Source organism: Maricaulis maris (assembly GCF_003634045.1).
GTDB lineage: Bacteria > Pseudomonadota > Alphaproteobacteria > Caulobacterales > Maricaulaceae > Maricaulis > Maricaulis maris.
Genome location: NZ_RBIM01000001.1, coordinates 290,396 through 313,851 on the forward strand (window position 1 = coordinate 290,396; position 23,456 = coordinate 313,851).

The 23,456-nt window shown below is 63.0% G+C and carries 18 protein-coding genes; 10 read left to right on the forward strand and 8 right to left on the reverse strand.

The window, feature by feature from the left end:
* Positions 1-53 precede the first annotated feature (53 nt).
* From C7435_RS01440 to C7435_RS01455, 4 genes are all read right to left on the reverse strand, one after another.
* Entirely contained in the window at positions 54-2,117 is a 2,064-nt protein-coding gene (locus C7435_RS01440; RefSeq protein ID WP_121209745.1) for a M13 family metallopeptidase, read from the reverse strand.
* A gap of 78 nt (positions 2,118-2,195) precedes the next feature.
* Positions 2,196-5,414, reverse strand: coding sequence for an efflux RND transporter permease subunit (locus tag C7435_RS01445; RefSeq protein WP_075188746.1), 3,219 nt, complete (start codon positions 5,412-5,414; stop codon positions 2,196-2,198).
* Between the two features lie 29 nt (positions 5,415-5,443).
* Entirely contained in the window at positions 5,444-6,718 is a 1,275-nt protein-coding gene (locus C7435_RS01450; RefSeq protein ID WP_121209746.1) for an efflux RND transporter periplasmic adaptor subunit, read from the reverse strand.
* A gap of 2 nt (positions 6,719-6,720) precedes the next feature.
* Positions 6,721-8,136 (reverse strand): efflux transporter outer membrane subunit, encoded by a 1,416-nt coding sequence (locus C7435_RS01455; protein WP_075188748.1) that lies wholly within the window; start codon positions 8,134-8,136, stop codon positions 6,721-6,723.
* 284 nt (positions 8,137-8,420) lie between these two features.
* Between C7435_RS01455 and C7435_RS01460 the strand changes: the two genes are divergently transcribed.
* The 6 genes from C7435_RS01460 (at position 8,421) to phoB (ending at position 15,633) form a co-directional block, all read left to right on the forward strand.
* Positions 8,421-9,818, forward strand: coding sequence for an ATP-binding protein (locus C7435_RS01460; protein ID WP_233350648.1), 1,398 nt, complete (start codon positions 8,421-8,423; stop codon positions 9,816-9,818).
* A 146-nt stretch (positions 9,819-9,964) separates the two neighbouring features.
* Complete coding sequence (pstC, locus tag C7435_RS01465; RefSeq protein ID WP_121209747.1) at positions 9,965-11,665, forward strand: phosphate ABC transporter permease subunit PstC; 1,701 nt, start codon at positions 9,965-9,967, stop codon at positions 11,663-11,665.
* Entirely contained in the window at positions 11,658-13,400 is a 1,743-nt protein-coding gene (gene pstA, locus C7435_RS01470; protein WP_075188750.1) for a phosphate ABC transporter permease PstA, read from the forward strand. The genes pstC and pstA overlap by 8 nt, the downstream gene beginning before the upstream one ends.
* Positions 13,401-13,404: 4 nt before the next feature.
* Positions 13,405-14,196 carry a phosphate ABC transporter ATP-binding protein PstB gene (gene pstB / locus C7435_RS01475; RefSeq protein WP_075188751.1) on the forward strand — a complete coding sequence of 264 codons (792 nt, stop codon included), beginning with the start codon at positions 13,405-13,407 and terminating at the stop codon, positions 14,194-14,196.
* Between the two features lie 31 nt (positions 14,197-14,227).
* Complete coding sequence (phoU, locus tag C7435_RS01480; RefSeq protein ID WP_075188752.1) at positions 14,228-14,911, forward strand: phosphate signaling complex protein PhoU; 684 nt, start codon at positions 14,228-14,230, stop codon at positions 14,909-14,911.
* Between the two features lie 32 nt (positions 14,912-14,943).
* Entirely contained in the window at positions 14,944-15,633 is a 690-nt protein-coding gene (gene phoB, locus C7435_RS01485; protein ID WP_075188753.1) for a phosphate regulon transcriptional regulator PhoB, read from the forward strand.
* A 36-nt stretch (positions 15,634-15,669) separates the two neighbouring features.
* On the opposite strand, the gene C7435_RS01490 is transcribed toward phoB, so the two are convergent.
* Positions 15,670-16,224, reverse strand: a complete 555-nt coding sequence (locus C7435_RS01490) for a class I SAM-dependent DNA methyltransferase (RefSeq protein ID WP_233350649.1) — start codon at positions 16,222-16,224, stop codon at positions 15,670-15,672.
* Positions 16,225-16,537: 313 nt separating this feature from the next.
* On the reverse strand, positions 16,538-17,068 hold the full coding sequence (locus C7435_RS01495) for a GcrA family cell cycle regulator (RefSeq protein WP_075188755.1): 531 nt from the start codon (positions 17,066-17,068) through the stop codon (positions 16,538-16,540).
* A gap of 204 nt (positions 17,069-17,272) precedes the next feature.
* On the opposite strand from C7435_RS01495, the gene C7435_RS01500 reads away from it, so the two are divergent.
* The 3 genes from C7435_RS01500 (at position 17,273) to C7435_RS01510 (ending at position 20,302) form a co-directional block, all read left to right on the forward strand.
* A complete protein-coding gene (locus tag C7435_RS01500; RefSeq protein ID WP_075188756.1) occupies positions 17,273-18,085 on the forward strand; it encodes an ABC transporter permease in 813 nt (270 codons plus the stop codon).
* A gap of 80 nt (positions 18,086-18,165) precedes the next feature.
* Positions 18,166-19,353: an aspartate aminotransferase family protein gene (locus tag C7435_RS01505; protein WP_121209749.1), complete on the forward strand. Its 1,188-nt coding sequence runs from the start codon at positions 18,166-18,168 to the stop codon at positions 19,351-19,353.
* A 28-nt stretch (positions 19,354-19,381) separates the two neighbouring features.
* Positions 19,382-20,302: an Hsp33 family molecular chaperone gene (locus tag C7435_RS01510; RefSeq protein WP_121209750.1), complete on the forward strand. Its 921-nt coding sequence runs from the start codon at positions 19,382-19,384 to the stop codon at positions 20,300-20,302.
* 10 nt (positions 20,303-20,312) lie between these two features.
* On the opposite strand, the gene C7435_RS01515 is transcribed toward C7435_RS01510, so the two are convergent.
* Positions 20,313-21,770, reverse strand: a complete 1,458-nt coding sequence (locus C7435_RS01515; RefSeq protein WP_121209751.1) for a TrkH family potassium uptake protein — start codon at positions 21,768-21,770, stop codon at positions 20,313-20,315.
* A gap of 51 nt (positions 21,771-21,821) precedes the next feature.
* Positions 21,822-22,214 carry a Co2+/Mg2+ efflux facilitator ApaG/CorD gene (gene apaG / locus C7435_RS01520; protein ID WP_075188970.1) on the reverse strand — a complete coding sequence of 131 codons (393 nt, stop codon included), beginning with the start codon at positions 22,212-22,214 and terminating at the stop codon, positions 21,822-21,824.
* 165 nt (positions 22,215-22,379) lie between these two features.
* Here apaG and C7435_RS01525 point away from each other — a divergent pair, with 165 nt between their 5' ends.
* Entirely contained in the window at positions 22,380-23,396 is a 1,017-nt protein-coding gene (locus tag C7435_RS01525) for a 2'-deoxycytidine 5'-triphosphate deaminase (RefSeq protein WP_121209752.1), read from the forward strand.
* Positions 23,397-23,456 lie beyond the last annotated feature (60 nt).

Below are 23,456 nucleotides of genomic sequence, written 5' to 3' on the forward strand. Positions count from 1 at the left end.
AACAAAACGGCCCGACGTCTCCGCCGGGCCGTTTCATACGGTCAGGTGTGAACCTACCAGATCGAGACACGCTCTTCCGGTGGCAGGTAGAGGTCATTGTCCTCGGTGACGCCGAAGGCCTCGTACCAGACGTCCAGATTGCGAACGACGCCATTGGTCCGGTATTGTGACGGGCTGTGCGGGTCAGTCGCCAGGCGGTTGATCAGGTTTTCTTCCCGATACAGGCGACGCCAGACCTGGGCCCAGGCAAGGAAGAAACGCTGCTCGCCGGTGAAGCCGTCAATGACCGGGGCTTCGCCGTCACAGCAGGCATCAAGATGACGCTGATAAGCGGTGTAGGCCATCTGCAGACCACCGAGGTCGCCGATATTTTCACCCATGGTGAACTCACCATTGACGAAGCGACCCTCAACCGGGGAATAGCCGGAATACTGGGCTTCCAGTATGTCGGCCCGTTCTTCGAAACGCTCATTGGTGGCCTCGCTCCACCAATCCCGGATCGAACCGTCATGATCGAAGCGGCGGCCCTGATCGTCAAAGCCATGGCCGATTTCGTGGCCGATCACGGCACCGATACCGCCGTAATTGATCGCCGCGTCAGCATTGGGATCAAAGAAGGGCGGCTGCAGGATGCCGGCCGGGAAGGTGATCTGGTTCATCAGCGGATTGTACGACGCATTCACCGTTTGCGGCGGGTAAGGCCAGGCATTGCGATCGACCGGACCCGCGAGGTCGGCGATTTGCTCATTCCACTCGAATTCGGTCAGGCGGAAGAGGTTGCCAAACAGGTCGTCGGCCTGGATTTCCAGTGCCGAATAGTCCTGCCATTCGTCGGGATAACCAATGCGTGGCTCGAAGGTGGAGAGCTTTTGCAGTGCATTGGCCCGGGTCTCGTCATCCATCCAGTCCAGCGCTTCGAGGCGGCCCTCAAAGGCAACAGTGAGATTGGCCACGAGGTCTTCCATCGCCGCTTTCGACTCCGGCGGGAAATGACGTTCGACATAGACTTGGCCGACGGCCTCGCCCAGCTGGCCACCGACCAGGTTGACGCCGCGGCGATCGCGCGGCCGCTGCTCCTCGGCGCCGTTCAGCGTGGTGCCGAACATGGCGAAATTGGCGGCGTCGAATGCTTCCGGCAGTGCGCCGGCATTCGAGCGGATGAAGTGGAAGGTCATGTAGTCCTGCCACACATCAACCGGCGTTTCCTCGAAGATTGCGCCGGCCGCTTCAATGGCACTCGGCTGGGCGACCAGATAGGTGGCGACGCCATCAAGACCAAGCTGTTCCATGCCCGCTTCGAAGTTCAGCTGGGGCGCGAGGCTGGCAAGCTGCGCCATCGGCATGGGGTTGTAGATCTTCTGGATGTTGCGGCTGTCGGCCTGGGTCCAATGGGACTCGGCGAGACGCATTTCCAGATCGAAGATCGACTGTGCCTTGGCGGCTCCGTCCTCGATGCCGGCCAGATCGAAGATCTGGGCAATGAAGGCCAGATAGGCATCGCGGATCGATTGGTTTTCCTCGACCAGGTAGAAGTCGCGGTCCGGCAGGCCTAACCCGCCTTGGCCGACAAAGACCGTGTAGCGGGTGGTGTCGGCCGGATCGGGGATGATGCCGACGCCGTAGGGCGACTGGTGATGGATCGTCGCGAACAGGGCATTGATGTCGGCATGGGTCTGGGCTGCCGCGATCTCGTCGAGATAAGGCTGGGCCGGCGCCAGGCCGAGCTGGTCAATGGTCGAGGTGTCCATCCAGCTGCCATAGAGATCGCCGACCTTTTGTTCGATCGAGCCGTTCGCAGCGTCGAGGGCCGCCAGTTCCAGAATGATGTCCTGGACCTGTTCCTCGGCTTCAAGTGCGAGCTCGGTGAACATGCCGTAATTGGTCAGGTCGGCCGGAATTTCGGTGCGGTCGAGCCAGGCGCCATTGGCATAGCGATAGAAATCATTGCCGGCCACGACACTGGTATCCATGCCAGTCAGGTCAAAGCCCCAGGCGCCGATTTCCGGGCTGCCGGTGGTGGCTGTATGCGTGTTTTCGGCGGTCGTGTCATTGGATGGTGCCGGTTGGCAGGCCACGGTAAGCGCCAGCACGGCGGTGCTCAGCAAGAGCTTTTTCATGCGATGATCCCCTTGTTTCATTGTCCAAGACGCAAAAACGCCCCGCGCTAGATACAACGCGGGGCGTTTTGACGCCAATTATTCGGCAGGCGAATGGTCGAGATGGCCGGGCCGTTCGCCATGGGCGAAATCGGTGTCGGTATAATGCTCGCCGAGGGCCGGCTGTTTCTGGCCCGTCCACATCATCCGGAAGAAGCGGGCGATGTCGACGCCGATCGCGTACATGGCCGGAACCATCACCAGTGTCAGGAAGAGCGCGAAGATGACCGCAAAACCCAGGGCGACGACCATCGGCTTGAGGAATTCCGCCTGGGTCGAGCGCTCGGCCATCATCGGGAAAATCCCGAGGAAGGTGGTGACCGAGGTCAACAGGATCGGGCGGAAACGCTGCACACCCGCATCGACCAGCGCCTGGAAAGCCCCGACGCCATTGGCCCGCAGCCGGTTGACGAAGTCGATCAGCACCAGGTTGTCGTTGATCACGACGCCAGCCGCGGCGCCCACTCCGAAGTAGGAGAAGAGGGCGATCGGCATGTCGAACATATAGTGTCCGAAAATGGCGCCGGTCAGCGAGAACGGGATCGCGATCATGATCACGATCGGCTGGAAGTAGCTGCGGAAGGCGATCGCCAGCAGCAGATACATCGAGATCAGCGCGAAGAGCAGCAGGACCATGACTTCGGCCATGAATTCGCGCTCACCTTCGGCTTGGCCGATCTCGTCACGCGAGACGTGCGGGAAGCGGGCTTCGAAGGTCTCCCAGTAGTTCTCGTTGAGACTGGTATTGACGTCGCCGCGGGCTGCCGGGTCAGACAGTTCGGCACTGACCGTGATGGTCCGCATGCCGTTGCGGCGGTTGATCCGGTTGAGGCCCGGTGCGAAATCCGCCTCGGCGACAGCTGCCAGCGGGATCTCCCGGCCGTCAGCGGTCCTGATGCGGACATCGCGAAGCGTGTCGAGCGAGCGGCGCGAGGCTTCGTCCATGCGCACCATCACCCGGACATCCTGACCGTCACGCGGCAGGCGTTGCACTTCCTCACCCCAGAAGGCCTGACGGACCTGGCGGGTCACGTCATTCAGGGTCAGGCCGAGTGCCTGGGCGTTGGGACGCAGGCGGACCTGCAATTCCTCGGTCGAGGTCTGCATCGAGTCGACGACGTCATAGAGCGTGTCATAGCTGCGCAGTTGGGCTTTCAGATCGTCTGCCGCAGCACGCAATTCGTCGAGATTTTGCCCGGACAGGGCGAAGTTCATCGAATTGCCGCCGTCATTGATCGTGGAGTCGAGGCGGATTTCTTCGGCATCCGGGATCGGTCCCAGAAACTCGCGGATCTGGGCCGCGACTTCTGATGTCGGCAGGTTGCCGGGGCGGACTTCCGGATCGGCAAGTGTGATCCAGGCCCGGATACGGCCATCGGTTGCCAGGGTCGAGCGGCTTTCGATCATGTCGACTTCGCCCGGGAACTGCTCCCGATAGTAGCTCAGAGCCTCGTCCTGGGCCTGGTCAAGCTGCTGGCGAACCTGCTCGGTCCGGTTCCAGGGCGTGCCCTCGGCCAGGGTGATCGAGGTCTGGATCGTCTCATTCTCGATCTGCGGCATGAAGACCGAGCCGACGCGGTTCGTCGTCAGCATGAAGATCGAGATCAGGAAGACAAGGAAGAAGCCGAGGAAGGTCGCATAACGATTGCGGATGCAGGCCTTGGCGACCGGGCGGTAGACGCCGCGGGCAAAGGTCAGCAGCGAGTTGGCGATCATCCGCTGCACGGCAATCAGCGGCCCGAAGAGGCCGGTATTGGACTGCGGCTTCATGTGCGACAGGTGGGCCGGCAGGATGAGCAGGGACTCGATCAGCGAGAAGGCCAGCGCCGCGATCACGACCAGCGAGATCTGGCGGGTGAACTGGACTTCCGGACCGGTCAGCAACATCCAGGGCGAGAACATCATGATGGTGGTGATGACGGCGAAAATCACCGGCTTGGCCACCATCTGCGTGCCGACGATCGAGGCCGTCAGCCCGGGTTCGCCGCGTTCGACGCGGTCGTGGATGTTCTCGCCGACAACGATGGCGTCATCGACGACGATACCGATCACCAGCAGGAAGGCGAACAGGGACAGCATGTTCAGCGTCACGCCGAGCATGGGCAGGAGCAGGAAGGCGCCACCGAAGGCCACGAAAATGCCGACAGTCACCCAGAACGCCACGATCGGACGCAGGAAGAGGAAGAGGACGATCAGCACCAGAATGCCGCCGAACAGGGCCGATTTGGCAATCGTCTCCATACGCCCCGTATACATTTCCGAGTTGTCCCACCACAGCGACAGGTGGACGCCATCGGGCAGTTCGGCGCGCTTGCGATCAATGTAGTCCCGGACCTGTTGTGAGGTGTCGACGACATCGATATTGGGCGAGGTCTCGACGACCACCAGCACCATCGGCTCACCATTATAGGTGGCTTCAAGGTTGAAATCGTTGAATCCGTCCGTCACCCGGGCAACGTCACGGACGCGCAGCGTACCGCCGTCCGAGGTCTGCCGGATGATGATGTCCTCGAATTCGGGCGCCGTGTCGGCGAGCTGGCGCGAGGTGATGTTCACATCACCGAGATCGGTTCGCACGCTCCCGGCCGATGCATTCAGCGAGCTGGAGCGGACGGCGCGGACGATCTCGTCAAAGGTCAGGTCATAGCGGCGCAGCGTCTCTTCGGAGACCTCGATGGACACTTCTTCGCCGCGGGTTGCCCACATGTTGACGATGGAGGCACCCGGGAGCTGGGCCACTTCATCGCGGATCTCGCGCCCGATCGCCTGAAGCTCACGCCGGTCGGGGCTGCCATGCACGGCAAATCCGACGACTTGGTCCTGCGAGCGCCAGGGCGTCACAACCGGGCGGAAGGCTGATTGCGGCAGGTTGTTGACCGAGTCGACTTCCAGCTTGATGGCGTCGATGAACTCACCAACATCGACCGAGCGCTTGCCCTCGATATTGATGTTGCCGCCGCCTTCGCGGGCCGTCGAGGTGATGGTCTCGATCCCGTCCATGTCGGACAGGGCTTCTTCGATGCGGACGATGATCTGTTCTTCGACTTCCTGCGGTGAAGCGCCGGGCCAGGCAACGGACACGCTGGCGCCGTTCACCGACACGGTCGGGAAGACTTCGCGGTTGAGCGAAGTATAGCCGATGAAACCGCCGAGAACGGCGATGATCATCACCAGGTTGGCGGCGACGGAATTCCGCGCCCACCAGCCGATAATACCGCCCCGCGGGGCTTCGTCATGAGTGGTGTTCGGGTCGGTCATCGCCGTATTCCTCCCTGGGGACTGTTCGATCAACCGGCGCTTGCGACAGCTTCGCTGTCAGCTTCGCCGGTTTCGGTTTCAGCCAGGCCTTCGGCCGTGTCTTCTTCGTCATAGGTTGCTGAATGGGACGCTATCATTGTGCCTTCGGCGTCGAATGTCTGGATGCGCATGCCATCACTGGCGCCGCGGATCGGCGAGGTGACGACCATTTCGCCGCCACGGACACCGGACGAGACCACGACCCGCTCGGAGTTGGAGTCGATGACCTCAACCGTGCGGACCGACAGCGTTCCGCCTTCTTCGGCGACATAGACGCTGTTCTGGCCGCGCAGAGCTGACCGCGGCAGGATGTAGGCGTTTTCCACATCCCGTCCGGTGATGCTGGCCGTGACAAACAGGCCGACTGCCAGCGGCGTGCCGTTCGATGCGCCGGCGCCATAGGGGTCGGTCACTTCGGCAATCGCGTAGAGGACGCGGGTTTGCGGGTCGATGGCACTGTCGGTGCGGGTGATGCGGCCCTGCCAGGTTTGCTGGCTGCCACCCAGGGCGGCGCGCAGCTGGACCGGCATGCCTTCGCCATCGCCGCCGGCATTATAGGCGATCGGAATGCCCAGCAGGCCGAGTTCATGATCGGTCAGCGGCAGGCGGACCAGCACGGCATCGGTCGAGAAGACCTCACCCAGCGGCGTGCCCGGAGAGACATACTGGCCGAGATCGGCATTCTTGACGCGGACGCGACCGCTGAAGGGTGCAGAAATGCGGGTGCGTTGCAGGTCGAGGCGTGCCGATTGCAGCGCGGCTTCGGCGGCGGCCAGCTGGGCCCGGGCTTCGGCCAATTGCGGCTCGCGCAGCGTCAAGGAAGACGCCTCGCCGTCACCGAGCTCGGCCCATTCGCTGGCAGCCAGTTCGGATTCGGCCTGTTCGCGGACCAAGGCTTGCTGGGCTTGGGCGACCTGCGCCGAGGCGCGGGTCACGGCCAGGCGATAGTCGGCATCCTCGATCTGGACCAGGGTCTCGCCGGCTTCGAAGAAACCGCCCTCGATGAAGTCCGGGTTCACGAAAGTGATACGGCCGGCGACTTGGGGAACCAGATTGATTTGGGTGCGTGGCCGCGCCTCGCCCTGCGACGTCACTTGCAGCGCGATGGTGTCCAGCCGAGCCTCGTCGACAAAGACCGCGACCGGTCGCGGTGCCGCATTGGCGCGCTCAGGGCGCTGTTGTGATGCCACCAGGCTGATGATGACGCCAATGCCGACTGCGCCGACAACGATCAGGATCAAAAAACGTCCGAGAAACTTACCCATGATTATTCTCCTGTGTGCGCGGCCGGGTCTGCGGACTGGGCCGCGGAGAAATCGCCGGCGAGGGCGAGATAGAGGTCGACGCGATTGGTCACACGTTCGCGACGCGCCGAGATGTATTGGCTTTCAGCGCTGATCCGCCGCGACTGGGCGGTCAGCAGTTCGAATATGGTCGAGACGCCGCGGGCATATTCGCGGACCACAAGATCCTCGGCAGCGGCGGCTTCTTCATAGGCTTGGCGCAAATTCTCGACGCGTTGGGCGAGAATGGCGTCGGCATGGATCGCGTTTTCCGATTCCTGCCACGCGGTCAGCACGGTCGAAACATAGCTCGCGACCAAGCCTTCGGCATTGGCATAGACCTGATCACGCTGCGCCAGCAAGGTGCCGCCATCGAAAATCGGGGCCACAAGCGACGCCGTGATGCTGGAGACCAGCGTGTCGAGGTCGAACATGTCCGAGACGTCGACACCGCCGGTACCGGACGATCCGCGCAGTGACAGGCTCGGAATGAGGGCCTTGGCTGCGGCCTCAGACTGCAGGCCGGCGGCATCGAGGCGATCACGCGCGGCGCGCACATCCGGGCGGCGACCGAGCAGGTCGACCGGCGTGCCCAGCCCGCCAAGGGTGGCAAGCTCCGGGAAGTCGCCTTCCGGCGCGAGGCTGGCGGACGGATAGCGACCAAGCAGGGTTTCGAGGCTGCGCGCGGACGATGCTTCGGCACGCTGGCGCGAAGCGAGGGCCGCTTCCGACGAGGCCAGCGCGCTGCGGGCGGTACGAACGTCCGAACTGCGAACCAGCCCGCGGGCGAACCGGCGTTCAGTAAGGTCGAGTGAGCTCTGGCGCGTTGCGACATCGCGTTCGGCCAATTCGGTCTGCTGGCGGGCTTCGATCAGCGAGAACCAGCCCTTGGCCACCAGTCCGGCGACCGACAATTGCGCGGCGCGCACGTCTTCTGCCGCGGCTTCGGCGTTGAGGCCGCTGGCGCGTGAGTTGTCGCGGAGGGCACCCCACAGGTCGGTTTCCCAGGATGCGGACAGCCCCAGGCTGACGCTGTCCGATCCGGCACCGGTGTTACGCTCGGTGCGGGTATAGCTGGCGCTGCCGTCAAGCTGTGGAAGGAAACGCGCACCGTCGATGCGGGCGGCGGCCCGGGCACCATGATACCGTGCCAAGGACTGGGCCAGGGACGGATTTCCCGCGAAGGCCTCGTCGATGAGAGCGGTCAGCCGCGCATCCTGGAGGGAGGCGACCCAGTCGCGGGCCAGTTCGGCGCCGGCTTCACCCGTCCCGGCCGACCAGGAGGTCGGTGCCGGGGGAAGGGTTCCATCGGCACTGAATTCCCGCGTCTCGAAGGCCTGCATCGTGCTGCAGGAAGCGGTGGCCAGTGCTGTGGCGATTACTAGCAAACGTTTTGCCATGCGTTGTCCCCGCACGTCTTGATCTGAATTGGAATTGCATCCTAGGAAGGGCATAGCGAAAGTCAACAGATTTTTATCGAAAAACACTAAATGCATAGCGAATGGCATGAAAACTCTCTCGAAATTCGTGATGTCGTCCGCCTGCCATGACACCTTTGATGCCGCAGGCTCGTCATTTGGATGCAAATCACGCTAGAAGCGGCGCGCGACAGGGCGCTCCGGTCAAGCTTTGCGCCCGATTGGCGCGCTACATGACGCATCATCAGTGCGAAGGCGACTAAAACTTGAGCAATAAAAGGGACTCAGAGGCGCCGCTGATCCGGATCAGGCGGCGCGACACAGCGGCGGTCGCTGCGCTCGGCAGCATGGTGCTCATCCTGTTCTGGCTGTTCGGCGAGCTGGGACTGCTGGAAACCGTGGTGGCGATCGCCACCATCGCGGCCCTGTCTACTTTTTATTACCTGACCGTGCGCACAACCCTCAATCCGCTGCCGGACCCGGCGTCGCGGCGCGAGCATGAGGCCAGCGGTCCCGACAGCCCGGCAAATGCCAAGCTGATGTTGGACAGCCTGCCCATTCCGGTCCTGCTCATCGGGGCCGGAGGTCGCATTGAAATTGCCAATCCGGCGGCGCGCGAGTTTCTCGGTCTTGGCCCGGTGACCGGGCATTTGTCGGCCGTGCTGCGCCAGCCGCAAGTGCTTGAGGCGGTCAGCGCGGCGCTGCGTGGGCAAACTGTCGACCCGGTGGAGTATTCGATGATGGCGCCGGTTGAGAGTCATGTCCGGGCCTTCGTCGCGCCAGTCGCGTCGCAGGGTGATCCGGCGCAGCCCTGGCGCGCCATGCTGGTGCTGTCCGATGAAACCTCGATCAAGCGGGCCGACCGCATGCGGGCTGACTTTCTGGCCAATGCCAGTCATGAACTCCGGACGCCGCTGGCGTCACTGGCCGGTTTCATCGAGACCTTGCGCGGCCATGCCAAGGACGACCCGGACGCGCGCGACCGTTTCCTCGGCATCATGTTCGACCAGACCGAACGCATGCAGCGATTGATCAATGATCTGCTGTCGCTGTCCCGGGTCGAAATGGACGAACACGTACTGCCGGGCGGTACTGCGGACATGGCTGCGATCATTGATGACGTCGTTGACGTTCTGCGACCGCAGATCACCGAGAAATCTATCACCCTGTCCGTCGAGGCCGACCCGGCGACGGCGATGGGGGATCGCGATCAATTGCTCGAGGTCGTGATGAATCTGGTCGAGAACGCAATCAAGTATTCCGAACCCGGCGCGACGGTGACACTGCAGCTCAGCAATGATCTTACGCGTGACCAGGCCGAGCGGCCGGGCCTCTTGTTGGGCGAGGGGGCAAGTCGTTTGACCCTGGCCGCGCCCAGTTCGGATGCGGGCGACCGGTTCGTGGCGGTCCGGATCCGCGATGCCGGCAAGGGGATCGAGCGCCGGAACCTGCCGCGGCTGTCCGAGCGATTCTACCGCGTTGATGGTCAGAAAAGCGGTCCCAGGGAGGGCACCGGCCTCGGCCTCGCCATCGTCAAACACATCATCAACCGGCATCGTGGCGGCTTCACGGTCGAGAGCTTGCCGGGCGCTGGTTCTGTTTTCACCGTGTTTTTGCCTGTCATGAAACGCATGCCAAAAACGTCGCAAACACCAAGGGCTTGAGGCGAAATTCGGAATATCCCTGCAGGCAGTTCGGGCGCTGTCACAAAACTGTAGCCCGACTGTCATAAACGGGGCGCGCACCGGGCGTACCACGCAGCACGGTGCCAACGAAACCCGACCACCATCGGCGAGCCGAGGGGAATTGCATGTCGATTATCGCCATAGTCGCTCTCGCGATCATCGTGATGCTGGCCGGCGCCTTCTATGTCGGTCGTTCGCGCGCGATCGCGGCTGTAGCCGGCGCGACAGCGGGCCTGCATTCCCTCCCCAATTATCACGGCTATTATGTAGCGATCTGGACCGGGCTTCCCGCGTTTCTCCTGCTCGCCGTCTACGGCATGTTCGGAACTCCGCTGGTTGACCGGTTGACGGCCAGCGAGCTGCGCCGCGACGCCGTCGTGCTGACCGCCGATTTCGAGGCCGAACTTGTCGCCGACACCGCCACGCGTGATCTGGAGGAAGCCCTCACCATGCTGCGTGCGCGGGCCGCAGCGATCACCAACTCTATGGCTGATTTGCGCGACGCCAGCGGCAGCGATCGTGACCCCCACCGGCTTGAGGCGCTGGGGGTCGAACAGACCGAGCTGGTCAATCAGATCGCGACGGCCGAGGAGGCCCGGCTGGCCCGTCGCAACATGTTGCGGGATGCGGTCGCCCGTGCCGCTGCCGAGGACGGGGCCAGTCTGCGTGCGCTGGCCGGGTTTGAACTCGTTCATGCCCCGCGGGAACGCCGCCAGCTGTTTTTGTCGGATGCCCGCCGGATCGCCACCGACGGTCTGGCGAGCCGGTCGAGCGATGAACTCGATGCGGCGGCTGCGGTCATGGCGCGTCATGACACCCAGATGCGCAACCTGTTCGCCGGACTGGCGCTCGCCCTCGCCGTGGCCGGTCTGATCCGGACACGCGGCCAAGTCGCAGTCGCCTTCCGGGCCCGCAATCATGTCGAAAGCCTCGTCACCGCGATGCTGTTCCTGTCGTCGGTCATCGCGATCCTGACAACGGTCGGCATTGTCTTCTCGCTGCTGTTCGAAAGCATACGTTTCTTCTCGACCGTGCCGCTGACCGAATTCCTGTTCGGTTTGCAATGGTCGCCGCAGATTGCGTTGCGGGCGGATCAGGTCGGCCAGTCCGGCGCTTTCGGGGCCGTGCCATTGTTTGCCGGCACGGCGATGATCACCCTGATTGCAATGGTTGTCGCAGTCCCGATCGGTCTTCTGTCCGCGATCTACCTGTCCGAATATGCCGGGCCGCGCTTTCGCCTCACGGCGAAGCCGATCCTGGAAATCCTCGCCGGCATTCCGACCGTGGTCTATGGCTTCTTTGCCCTGCTCACCGTCGGGCCGGCCATCCGCAGCTTCTTTGCCATGGTCGGCATTGACGACGTGGTGACCCAGAGCGCGCTATCTGCCGGCCTGGTCATGGGGGTGATGATCATCCCCTTCATTTCCTCGCTCAGCGATGACGTCATCAACTCGGTGCCGCAATCCCTGCGGGACGGATCCTATGCCATGGGCGCGACCAAATCCGAGACAATCGGCCGTGTGATCATGCCAGCTGCCTTGCCGGGCATTGTCGGGGCCGTCCTGCTGGCCGTATCGCGTGCCGTCGGCGAGACCATGATCGTGGTGATGGCCGCCGGCCAAGGCGCCAACCTGACCGCCAATCCGCTGGAATCGGTGACCACCATCACGGTTCAGATCGTCATGTTGCTGACTGGTGACCAGGAATTCGACAGCCCCAAAACCCTGTCGGCTTTTGCCCTCGGTCTGGTCCTGTTTGTCATCACCCTCCTGATGAACGTCATCGCGCTGCGCGTCGTGCAAAGATACCGGGAAAAATATGACTGATACCCCCGACATCTCGCCGATCCGGTCCGCCGTCAGCAAGAATCTCGGCGCGCGCTATCGCGCCGAACTGCGCTTTCGTGCCGCCGGTCTCGCCGCCGTTGCGGCGGCCGTTGGCATTCTGATCGTATTGCTCAGCTCGATCGTTTCCGGCGGCCTGCCGGCATTCACGGTCAATGAGCTGGAGCTGACGGTCGATCTTGAACGCGAGGTCATTGACCCGCTTGGCGATGGCAGCGAGGAGTCGCTGCGCCGGGGTGGTTACAGCCGTGTCCTGCAGAGTGCGATGCGGGCCGAGTTCCCGGAGGTGCAGGCGCGCCGTGACCTGCGCAACCTGTTCAGCCTGTACACCGCGCTCAACGCGACCCGCCTGATGGACGAGGTGCTTGAAAATCCCGGGCTGATCGGTAGCCGGCATGTCTTCACCATGCCGCTGGCAGATGATCTCGACCTTTACCTCAAGGGCCTGCTGGTCGAGGACCGGGTCCTTGATACCGACGGGGCACTGTCCTTGTCGGTCGAGGGTGATGCCGTGACGGTGCGTTCCAGCGCGACCGACTTTCGCGACCTCGCGGGCGAGTTTGCCCGCACCTTGCGCGCCCGTGCCACCCTGCTCGAGGTCGAGGCCGACACGCTGGCTGAACGCGCCGAAGGCCTGTCCGGCAATGACGCCGAGGACATGCTTTATGATGCCGAGCTCAACCGGCGCCGGGCGCTCGACATCCGCGCGACCCTGGAGCGGGACGCTGGCCCATTGGCACTCGATGCCAGCTTGCCGAGTGTGCTGGTCGAAGTCGACGGGCGGGCAGTTGCGCTGACCAGTATCGCTGCAGACGGGGCGACGGCGAGCGGCCGCTTCCTGCTCGGCTCAGAGCCGGTCGACGCCATGTCAGACTGGACGCTCTATGTGATCGACACGCCGGCCGAGCGCCGCCGGGTGAGCGATCAATTGATCGTCTGGACACGGGCCCTCGAGGCCCGCGGCGTGATCAGTTCCGCGTTCAACACCTATCTCTTCGCCAATGCCGACAGCCGCGAGCCGGAACTTGCCGGCGTCAAGGGTGCCTTGTTCGGTTCGATCCTGACGATGATCATCACCATCACCATCTCGGTCCCGATCGGCGTCTTCACGGCACTTTATCTGGAAGAATACGCGCCGAAGAACCGCTTCACGGCTTTGATCGAGGTCAATATCAACAATCTCGCGGCCGTTCCTTCCATTGTCTTCGGCCTGCTGGGCCTCGCGGTCTTCATCAATGCGTTCGGCCTGCCGAGATCAGCGCCGCTGGTTGGTGGCCTGGTCCTGTCCTTGATGACGCTGCCGACGGTGATCATTGCGACCCGCGCGGCGCTGAAGGCTGTGCCGCAATCGATCCGGCAGGCGGCGCTGGCCGTGGGGGCCTCACGGACCCAGACCGTCTTCCACCATGTTCTTCCCCTGGCGGCGCCGGGCATCCTGACCGGTTCCATCATTGGCCTGGCCCAGGCGATGGGCGAAACCGCGCCGCTCCTTATGATCGGCATGGTCGCTTTCATTGCTGACGCCCCGACGCTGGGCCTGGAAGGCTTTACCCAACCCGCCACCGTCATGCCGGTCCAGATTTTCCTGTGGTCGGATGGCGCCGAGCGGGCCTTCGAGGCGCGCACGGCCGCCGCAATCCTTGTTCTTCTCGCGCTGATGATCGGCTTCAATGCCCTGGCCATCTATCTGCGCCGTCGCTTCGAGCGGAGATGGTAGATCCATGACCGACGCTATTCACAACCCGGCTGACGAGCTGCCGATCAAGGTCGCTGCGCGCGACGTGACCGTGAGCTATTCCGGCAAACAGGCCTTGCACAATGTCTCGATCGACATTCCCGATCGCTCGGTAACGGCCTTCATCGGCCCGTCGGGCTGCGGCAAGTCGACCTTCCTGCGGTGCCTGAACCGCATGAATGACACGATCGAGGGCGCCAAGGTCGGCGGCTCACTGACCATTGACGGCCAGGAAATCAACGACAAGTCGATCGACCCGGTCGTGCTGCGCGCGAGCGTCGGCATGGTGTTCCAGAAGCCAAACCCGTTTCCCAAGTCGATCTATGACAATGTCGCCTACGGACCCCGTATCCATGGCCTCGCCCTGTCGCGCCCCGAACTCGACGAGATCGTCGAGAATGCCCTGCACAAGGCCGGCCTGTGGGCGGAAGTGTCGGATCGGCTTGCCCATCCAGGCACCAGCCTGTCGGGTGGCCAGCAGCAGCGTCTGGTCATCGCGCGCGCCATAGCCGTCAATCCGGAAGTCATCCTGATGGACGAGCCGTGCTCGGCCCTCGACCCGATCGCGACGGCGCGGATCGAGGAGCTGATCGACGAGCTGCGCGAGAATTACTGCATCATCATCGTGACCCACTCGATGCAGCAGGCGGCGCGGGTCTCCCAGCAGACCGCCTTCTTCCATATGGGCAACCTCGTTGAATACGGGCCAACCGAGGACATTTTCACCAACCCGCGCGACACCCGCACGCAGGACTACATCACCGGACGCTTCGGCTAGGCCGCTGCATCCATCGAGAAGGGGGCCAGTCATGGCGCTTTCAAGAACTGCGCATATCGTCACCGCCTATGGCGAGGAGCTGGATCAGCTCGCCGACGATCTTGCCCGCATGGGCGGGTTGGTCGAGACCCAGCTTGAAAAGGCCATCGCTGCGGTTGTCCGCCGTGATGCCAGCGTCAAGCCGGACATCAAGGCCCGCGAAGCCCAGGTCAATGCCTTGCAGGTTGACGTGGAAAAACGCGTCCTGCGCCTGTTTGCCCTGCGCCAGCCGCTGGCGACGGATCTGCGCATGACGATTTCGGCACTCAAGATCGCCACCGACCTCGAACGTGTCGGCGACCTGGCCAAGAATATCGCCTATCGCGCCGGCGATCTGGCCGGCTATGCCCCGGTCTCGCTGACCCAGCAGGTCGAGCGGCTTGGCGCTATCGTCATCAAGCAATTGCGCGAAGTGCTGGACGCCCTGTCCTCGGCCGATGTCGAACCGGCCGTGCGGGTCTGGCATTCCGATGATGAGGTGGACGAGCGCTACAACACGCTGGTTCGCGAGATGCTGCTGTCGATGACCGAGGATTCCGGCCTGGTTGGCCCGGGTGTCCACATCCTGTTTGTCGCCAAGAACCTCGAACGTATCGGCGATCATGCCACCAATATTGCCGAAGCCGTCCACTTCATGGTGACCGCGTCGCCACTGGTCGAAGACGGCAAGTCCTGAGCCATAGCTGATCGATAGCCCGGAGCCGGTCGATGAAACCCCAAGTCCTAGTCGTTGAAGACGAAGATGCCCTCGCCACCCTGCTTCAGTACAATCTGGAGAAGGAGGGCTACACCGTTGCGGTTGCCGCTGATGGCGAAGACGCGCTGATGCAGGCCGAGGAGACCACGCCCGACCTGGTGCTGGTCGACTGGATGTTGCCGAAAGTGTCCGGCATCGAGGTCTGCCGCCGCCTGCGCGGTCGCCAGGAAACGGCCAATGTGCCGATCATCATGCTCACCGCCCGCGGCGAGGAGACGGATCGTGTGCGCGGTCTCGATACCGGCGCCGACGACTATGTCGTCAAACCCTTTTCGATGACCGAGCTGTTTGCCCGCATCCGTGCCGTGCTGCGCCGCATCCGTCCGGGCCTGGCCGAGGACGTGATCGAGGCCGGCGATATCACCATGGACCGGGTCGCCCACCGGGTGCGCCGTGCCGATCGCGAAATCCATCTCGGGCCGACCGAGTTCCGCTTGCTGGACTATCTCATGCAGCACCCGGGCCGGGTCTTCTCGCGCGAACAATTGCTGGACGCGGTCTGGGGGTCGGACGTCTATGTCGAGGCCCGTACCGTCGACGTCCATGTTGGCCGCCTTCGCAAGGCGCTCAACAACAAGGACGAGCGTGACCCGATCCGCACCGTGCGTTCGGCCGGCTATGCGTTTGATGTGAATGCGTGATCGCGTCGAGCTTCACTCGCTAGGCGTCATTGGGCGCTAAACCGCTTCCAGTACCACAAGCCGGCATTTGTGCAGGTGATAAGGGGCGACATCGTACTCCTTGAGGCGGGCAGCGCCGGAGGCGTCCAGGCTTTTGAGATGGGCCAGATAGTCGTCGGCGTCCCAGACGTCCTCATGCACGGTGGCGACGATCAGACCGCCCGGGCGGGTGATGCGGACCAACTCGTCGAAACCCTTCGGGCCGACATGGGCGTGGGTGAAGGTGCCGACGCACATGACCGCGTCATACTGGTTGGTCTTGTAGTCGAGCGGGCCGGTCATGTCGGCGGTTCGCAAATCCTCATACGCCCCCTTCTTGCGGGCGAGGTCGAGCATGTCCGGCGAAATATCCATGCCGTCGATCAGCGCGCTGGCGCGTTCCGCCAGTTCGACACCGGCGAGGCCGGTGCCGCAGCCGGCATCAAGAACCGATTTGCCGTCCAGCTTGGCGAGGCTTGCCAGCTTCTCGGCGACCACGGTCGGCGCGACATAGCCCATACCGTCTACGGTGTCCTCTTCGTAATGATCAGCCCACTCCTTGTAAGCTTCCACGCACTCATCGGGATTTCCCGTTAAGTTGTAAATCCTATTCAGAGTGCGATTTTTTGATTTGGCTTCCATCGTGACCTCCTGAACAGATGAGCGCTATTATGCGCAAACTTGGCCTTATTCCAAGTTTTGTGGAGATCGCAAATTTAATGTTTGTATAAGTCTATACGTTGCCGAGCAAAATGTGTGGTCACTTGGCGCAGAGGCGAGGCTGGTGCTTGCGGGATATGGTCGGAACCGGGATTTCGGCAAAAAAACGGCCGCCTCGAAAACGAGGCGGCCATTGTCTGTCCCGGTACCTGGGTGAGGGGTCGGGTCAGAAATTATAGCGGCGCGTGGCAGCAATTGCGTCGAGTGCAGCCGAAGCGTCGGAATTGCGGCGACGGCGTTTCTGGCTCGGCTGGTAGGCCATGTCGGAATGCGCGTTGCAATAGGCCTGACCGGTGTCGGTCTTGCGGCCGCAGAAACGGAATTCCGACTGGGACGGATCGCCGATCGGCCATTTGCACATGCTTTCGCGGAGCGTCAGCACGGTGGCGAATTCGCCGGACGGAAGGACGGCTGGCTCCACCGGCGCCGGCGTTGCAGCCGGGGGCGCTGAGGGGGAGGGGCGCGCAACGGTGCGAGCCGGCGCGGTGGAAGCCGTGGTTGCGCGCGGGCGGGAGGGTTTGGCGGTGCGGCGGGCCGGTCGCGACGGGGTCGCCCGACCTGACAAACCAAGACGGTGCACCTTGCCAATGACGGCATTGCGGGTCACACCACCGAGCTGTTTCGCAATCTGACTCGCGCTCAGGCCTTCCGACCAGAGTTTCTTGAGTTCTTCTACGCGTTCGTCAGTCCAAGCCATCGCCCTAGTCTCCCGTTTGGGATGCGCTTGCCTACCTAGATGATGGTAAACCGCGCATTGCTCAATGCATGTTTAATTACACTAGATATTGTACCCACGCGGAGCGGTGCCACAAGATGGGGTTATGGTCATACCTGTGGAAAGCTCCCTTGCAACACCAATCGTTAACGAAGATGGTTACCGGGAAATTAAGGGTAATTCGATATGAGTAACGCTGCCTTAACCGATTTTCCACAGCCCAAGAAATTCGGCCTTTTCAACGGGTTGGGTCTTTGGACTTTGTACAAGAAGGAAGTTCGGCGATTCCTCAAGGTCGGCATGCAGACCGTGCTCGCACCGGTCGCAACCACGCTGCTTTACATGACTGTCTTTGCTGTCGCCATCGGAGCGCGGCGCGGTGATGTCGGCGGCATTCCGTTCGCGGAATTCCTGGCGCCGGGCCTGATCCTGATGGGGCTGTTGAACAATGCCTTCGCGAATTCCGGCTCTTCGATCCTGGTCTCGAAGGTCCAGGGCAATACCGTCGACTTCCTGATGCCGCCGCTTTCGGCGCTGGAGCTCTTTATCGCCTTCACGGCCGGTGCGATGACGCGCGGCGTGTTGGTTGCGGCCGTCACGGCCATCACTTTGGTACCCTTCATTGATGTCATGCCGACACACTGGTGGGCGGTGGTCTATTTCGGTTTCAGCGCGGCGGCCATGCTGTCGATGATCGGTATTGTCGGCGGTCTCTGGGCCGAGAAATTTGACCACATGGCGGCGGTCACGACTTTCGTGATCACGCCGCTGACCTTCCTGTCGGGCACTTTCTATTCCATCACCAATCTGCCCGGACCGTTGGCAACGATCAGTCATTTCAATCCCTTCTTCTACATGATCGACGGCTTTCGCTATGGTTTCACCGGCCATGCCGATGGCAACCTGCTGATTGGTGTTGTCCTGCTCGCCGTGATCAACCTTGCACTGGGCGCGGTGAGCTATGCGCTCCTGCATGCAGGCTGGCGCTTGAAGAGCTGATCGGCGCGGCCTAGAGGAGAGGAAAGGCCCGCATCAAGACCGGGCCGGATAACCAGCCGGACACTCCAGGAGGACACGACATGCCCGCACCGATGATGGACACCTATGCCCCGCCGGATCTGGTCTTCGACCATGGCAAGGGCGCGCGCCTGTATACGGGCGATGGCGCAGGGTATCTCGACTTCATTTCGGGCATTGCGGTGAATTGCCTGGGTCACGCGCATCCCAAGGCGGTCGCGGCGCTGACCGAGCAGGCCGGCAAGCTCTGGCACCTGTCCAACATGTTCAGGGTTCCGGCTGGTGTCGAACTGGCTGACAAGCTGACCAAGGCAACATTCGCCGACCGGGTCTTTTTCACCAATTCCGGGGCCGAGGCGATGGAGTGCGCGCTCAAGACGGCGCGCCGTTATCACTATGTGAACGGCAATCCGCAGCGCTATCGCATCATCACCTTCACCGGCGCTTTCCACGGCCGCACCTATGGCGCGATCAATGCCGGCGGCAATCCGAAATATCTCGAGGGCTTCGGTCCGGCGATGGAAGGCTTCGACCAGGTCGAGTTTGGCGACCTTGACGCGGTCAAGAATGCCATCAGCGACGAGACGGCTGCCATCTGTGTCGAGCCGGTCCAGGGTGAGGGCGGTGTGCGCGCCCCCGAGGACAGCTTCCTGCGCGGTCTGCGCCAGCTCTGTGACGAGCACGGCCTGATGCTGGTCTATGATGAAGTCCAGTCGGGAGCCGGCCGGACTGGCAAACTGTTTGCCCACCAATGGGTCGAGGGCGCCGAGCCGGACATCATGGCCGCGGCCAAGGGCATTGGCGGCGGCTTCCCGATGGGCGCCTGTCTCGCTACGGAAGCGGCGGCTGAAGGCATGGTCGTCGGCACGCACGGGTCGACCTATGGCGGCGGCCCGCTGGCCATGGCGGTTGGTAATGTCGTGTTTGACGAGCTCACCTCGGATGGCTTCCTCGACCAGGTGGTCGAGGTCTCCAACTATCTCAGCCAGCAATTGCATGGGCTGATGGACCGTCATCCCGACAAGATCGAGGAAGTGCGCGGCAAGGGCCTCTTGATCGGCATGAAACTGAAGCCGGGTTTCGACCCCAAAAAGCTGGTGGGCCTCGCCCGCGACCGTCATCTGTTGATCGGCGCCGCTGGTGACAATGTCTCGCGCATGGCGCCTCCGCTGGTCATCACCAAGGACGATGCCAGCGAGGCTGTCGCGGTGCTGGACGAGGCATTGGCTGCTCTGGAACCAACCGCCTGATCCTGTCAGGCTTGGATGATCAACAAGGATTTCGACCGTGAGTGACCCGCTCGGTGAACACGACAATATTGTTGCCGGCTTTCAGGTTGAAGGCCGCACCGTTCGCGGGCGGATCACCCGGCAGGGCGCCGTGCTCGACGAGATCCTGTCGGCGCATGACTATCCCGAACCGGTCGCGCGCCTGCTGGGCGAGGCTGTGCTGGTCACCACGCTGGTCGGTGATGCGCTGAAATTTGACGGTCGCCTGATCGTGCAGGCCCAGGGTGATGGACCGGTCCGCTTTCTCGTTGCTGAATACGTCACCGGCGAGGGCGTTCGGGGCTTTGCCTCGATGGACCGCGATGCGGTGGATGCGGCCTTGGCCGCCGAGATCGCGCCGGAAGCGATGATGTCGACCCTGCTCGGGCGCGGTTCCTTCGCCATGACCATCGATCACGGGCCGGATATGGACCAGTATCAGGGCGTGGTGGCGCTGGAAGGCGAGAGCCTGAGCCAGGTCGCCGAAACCTATTTCCGTCAGTCCGAGCAAACGCCGACCCGGCTGCGTTGTGCGATCGGCGAGATATGGACCGGCGATGCGGCGCGGCAATGGCGCGGCGGCGGGGCCCTGCTCCAGTCGGTGGCCGGTGACGAAGCCCGCGGGTCGGCCGAGGAGGACTGGGATCACGCCCGTGCCCTGTTCGAGACGGTCGAGGATGCCGAGCTTCTCGATCCTGACCTGTCTGCCGGGGCGCTTCTTTATCGCCTGTACAATGAGGACGGTGTTCGCCTGCTCGAGCCGGCGGCTGTCACCAAACGCTGCTCCTGCGAGCGTGAACGCCTGCGGCGCATCATCGCCTCTTTCCCGGCCGATGACCGGGCCGAGATGGAGGCTGACGGGGCCATCGTGATGACCTGTGAATACTGCAATCGCGACTGGCGTTTCGCGCCGGACGAGGTGGCGGGCTGAACAGCGCCCCCTAGGCGCGCCAGAAGCGCGGGCTGAGCAGGACAAGCACGGCGAGGACTTCCAGCCGCCCGATAAACATGTTGGCGGTCAGCACCCATTTCACTGGATCGGACAGTGGCTGGAACGTGCCCGATGGCCCGATAAGGGTGCCGAGTCCCGGGCCGGTATTGGTCAGCGTGGTGCCCGCACCGGACAAGGCCGTGATCAGGTCCAGCCCCAAGGCGGACAGCAGGGCCGCCGAGACCGCATAAACCGCGAAGAAGACAAAAAAGAAGCCCAGCACCGAATGCAGGATGCTCTCCGATACCGGTCGGCCATTATACCGCATGGGGATGATTGCATTGGGGCGAAGCAGCCGGGCCAGGTATCGGCGGATTGCGGTGCCGGCGATCTGGAAGCGGAAAATCTTGATCGAACAGGTTGTCGAGCCGGCACAGCCGCCGATGAACATGAAGATGAAGAAACAAGCCTGTGCGAAGGGTCCCCATTGTCCGTAATCCGTGGTGGCAAAGCCGGTTCCGGTGATAATGGAGATCGCGTTGAAGCTGGCATGGCGCCATGCCGCTACATCGTCGGTCGGGATGTCCTGCAGCATCAGCAAGGCTGTGAGTCCGACCGAGGCCACCAGGATGACAAGCAGGAAACCACGCACCTGTGCATCGCGAAACAGACCGCTGAACCGCCCCCTTGCCGCAAGCAGGAACAGGGCGAAGGGCAAGGAAGCCAACACGATGAAAACCGTCGTGATCATGTCGGCGCCCAGATGGACATATTGGCCCATGGAATTGTCCGACGTGGAAAAACCGCCGGTCGAGACCGTCGACATGGCGTGGCAAATTGCCGGCAGCCAGTCCATCCCCACCGCGATGTAGGCAAGGAAGCAGATCACGGTCAAAAGCAGGTAGATGATGGCGATTCCGGCAGCGATCTGGGTTGCGCGCGGCAAGACCTTGTCTGATTTGTCGCCGCTCTCCAGCTGGAAGAGCTGCATGCCGCCAATGCCGAGCATCGGCCAGAAGGCCATGGCGGTGACAATGATTCCGATGCCGCCAATCCATTGCAGGATGGCCCGCCACAGCAGCAGGCCCGGCGGTCGGTAATCGAGGCCGGTGATCACCGTGGCCCCGGTCGTGGTCAGGCCCGAGATCGACTCAAAAACGGCATCGGTCCAGCTCAACCCCTCGCCGGACAGCCGTAACGGCAGCGCCGCACACAGTGCCAGTGCTAACCATGCGCCGACGATCAGGACAAAGGCGCCGCGCGGCGGCATGTCGCCGACCGGGCCGCGCGTACCGAGGGTTACCGCGCCGCCGACGAAAACCCCGATCACCGCCGACAGGATGAAGGCGGTCGCGCTCTCGCGATCACCCGCGGCGAAATCCACCAGGGCCGGGGCTAGCATGGTCACCGCCAAGACGGTGACCATCATGCCGATCATGAAGAGGACTTGCCGCAGGGCCTGGGTCACGGTTGCAGGGCTTCCTGGGCCAAGACGTGCCGGGCGGAGGCGTTCATCGGATCAATGCAGCCAGAGCCGGTCGGACGGGCGGTCGAGCGAGAAGCCGGGGATGGTGGCGGCAAAGCTCTCACCATCGCCGCGGCGCATTTCATAGCTGCCGCTCATGAAGCCAGACGGGGTCGGCAGCGGTGCGCCGGAGGTATAGCGAAAGCGCTCACCCGGCTCGATGACCGGCTGTTCGCCAATCACACCCATGCCCTGCACATGCTCGGTGCGGCCATTGGCGTCGGTAATCACCCATTTGCGGGCAATCAGTTGCACCGGTTGCTCGCCGGTATTTTCGATCTCGATCGTATAGGCCCAGACATAGCGCCCCTCGTCCGGAGTGCTTTCGTCTTCGAGATAGTCCGGACTGACACTGATCCGCACGCCGCAGCTTTCGTGCTGGTACATGGAGCGCCCCTGTGACCGGCACGCCCTGTGCCGCCGGTCGGTTCTGAATTCGCCGCTATCATCAACCTGCGGGCGGGCCGGCTCAACCCCCACGGTCAGCATCGCTGGACAGGGCGGGCTGGATGTTGGACATCTGCCACGCACCAGACATGCTGATCGAGAGCCATGGCCGACACCGGAATCCTACCTGACCATCATCTCGCCGCCCTCGTCGGACAGGGTATCCTGACCACGCAGCAAGCACTGGCGGACGGCCAGGTGCAGCCGGCCAGTATCGACTTGCGCCTGGGCAGCAAGGCCTGGCGCTTGCGGGCCAGCTTCCTGCCCGGTCCGGACCGCACGGTTGCCGAACGTCTCGATGATGATCTGGTCATGCACACGGTCGATCTCACCGTTGGTGCGGTGCTGGAGACGGGGTGCGTCTATCTCGCGCCACTGCAGGAAGGACTCAAATTGCCCGCCGGTCTGACTGCCGCGATGAATCCCAAAAGTTCAACCGGTCGTGTCGACGTCTTCACCCGCGTCATCACGGATCGCGGGGTTGCGTTCGACCAAGCCCCGGTCGGGTATGACGGGCCACTCTATGCCGAGATCTCGCCCTGCACCTTTTCCATCCTTGCCCGCGAAGGCGACCGGCTGAGCCAGGTCCGGTTCCGTCAGGGTGCGCATTCGACACTGCGCGAAGTCACCGTCAGCGTCGATCTGGCCGGGTTTGATGATGGTATTGTCGGCTATCGGGCCCGTCGTCATTCCGGACTCGTCGACCTTGCACGGATCGGCGGACATGCGGCGAGCCGTTATTGGGAGCCGCTGCGGGCGCCGGATCGGCGCCTCATTCTGGATCCGGGTGAGTTCTACATCCTGGCATCGCGCGAGGCGGTCGAGATCGGCCGTGGCGAGGCGGCCGAAATGGCGCCGATCGCCACAGAGATTGGCGAGTTCCGCGCTCACTATGCCGGCTTCTTCGACCCGGGCTTTGGCACAGCCGAGGCGGGCGGTGTCGGGGCGCGGGCGGTGCTGGAAGTGCGTGGTCGCGATGTCCCCTTCATTCTCGAGCACGGCCAGCCGATCGCCCGTCTTGTCTATGAGCCGATGCTCGAACCGCCGCAGACGGCCTACGGCCAGGTAGCGTCGAACTACCAGGCGCAAGGCCTGAAGCTGTCGAAGTTCTTCACGCTCTGAGCCGGTCGCAGCCGGGCGTGCAAATCGCGGCTTCCGCTATGGCAATCAGTGCGTATAAGC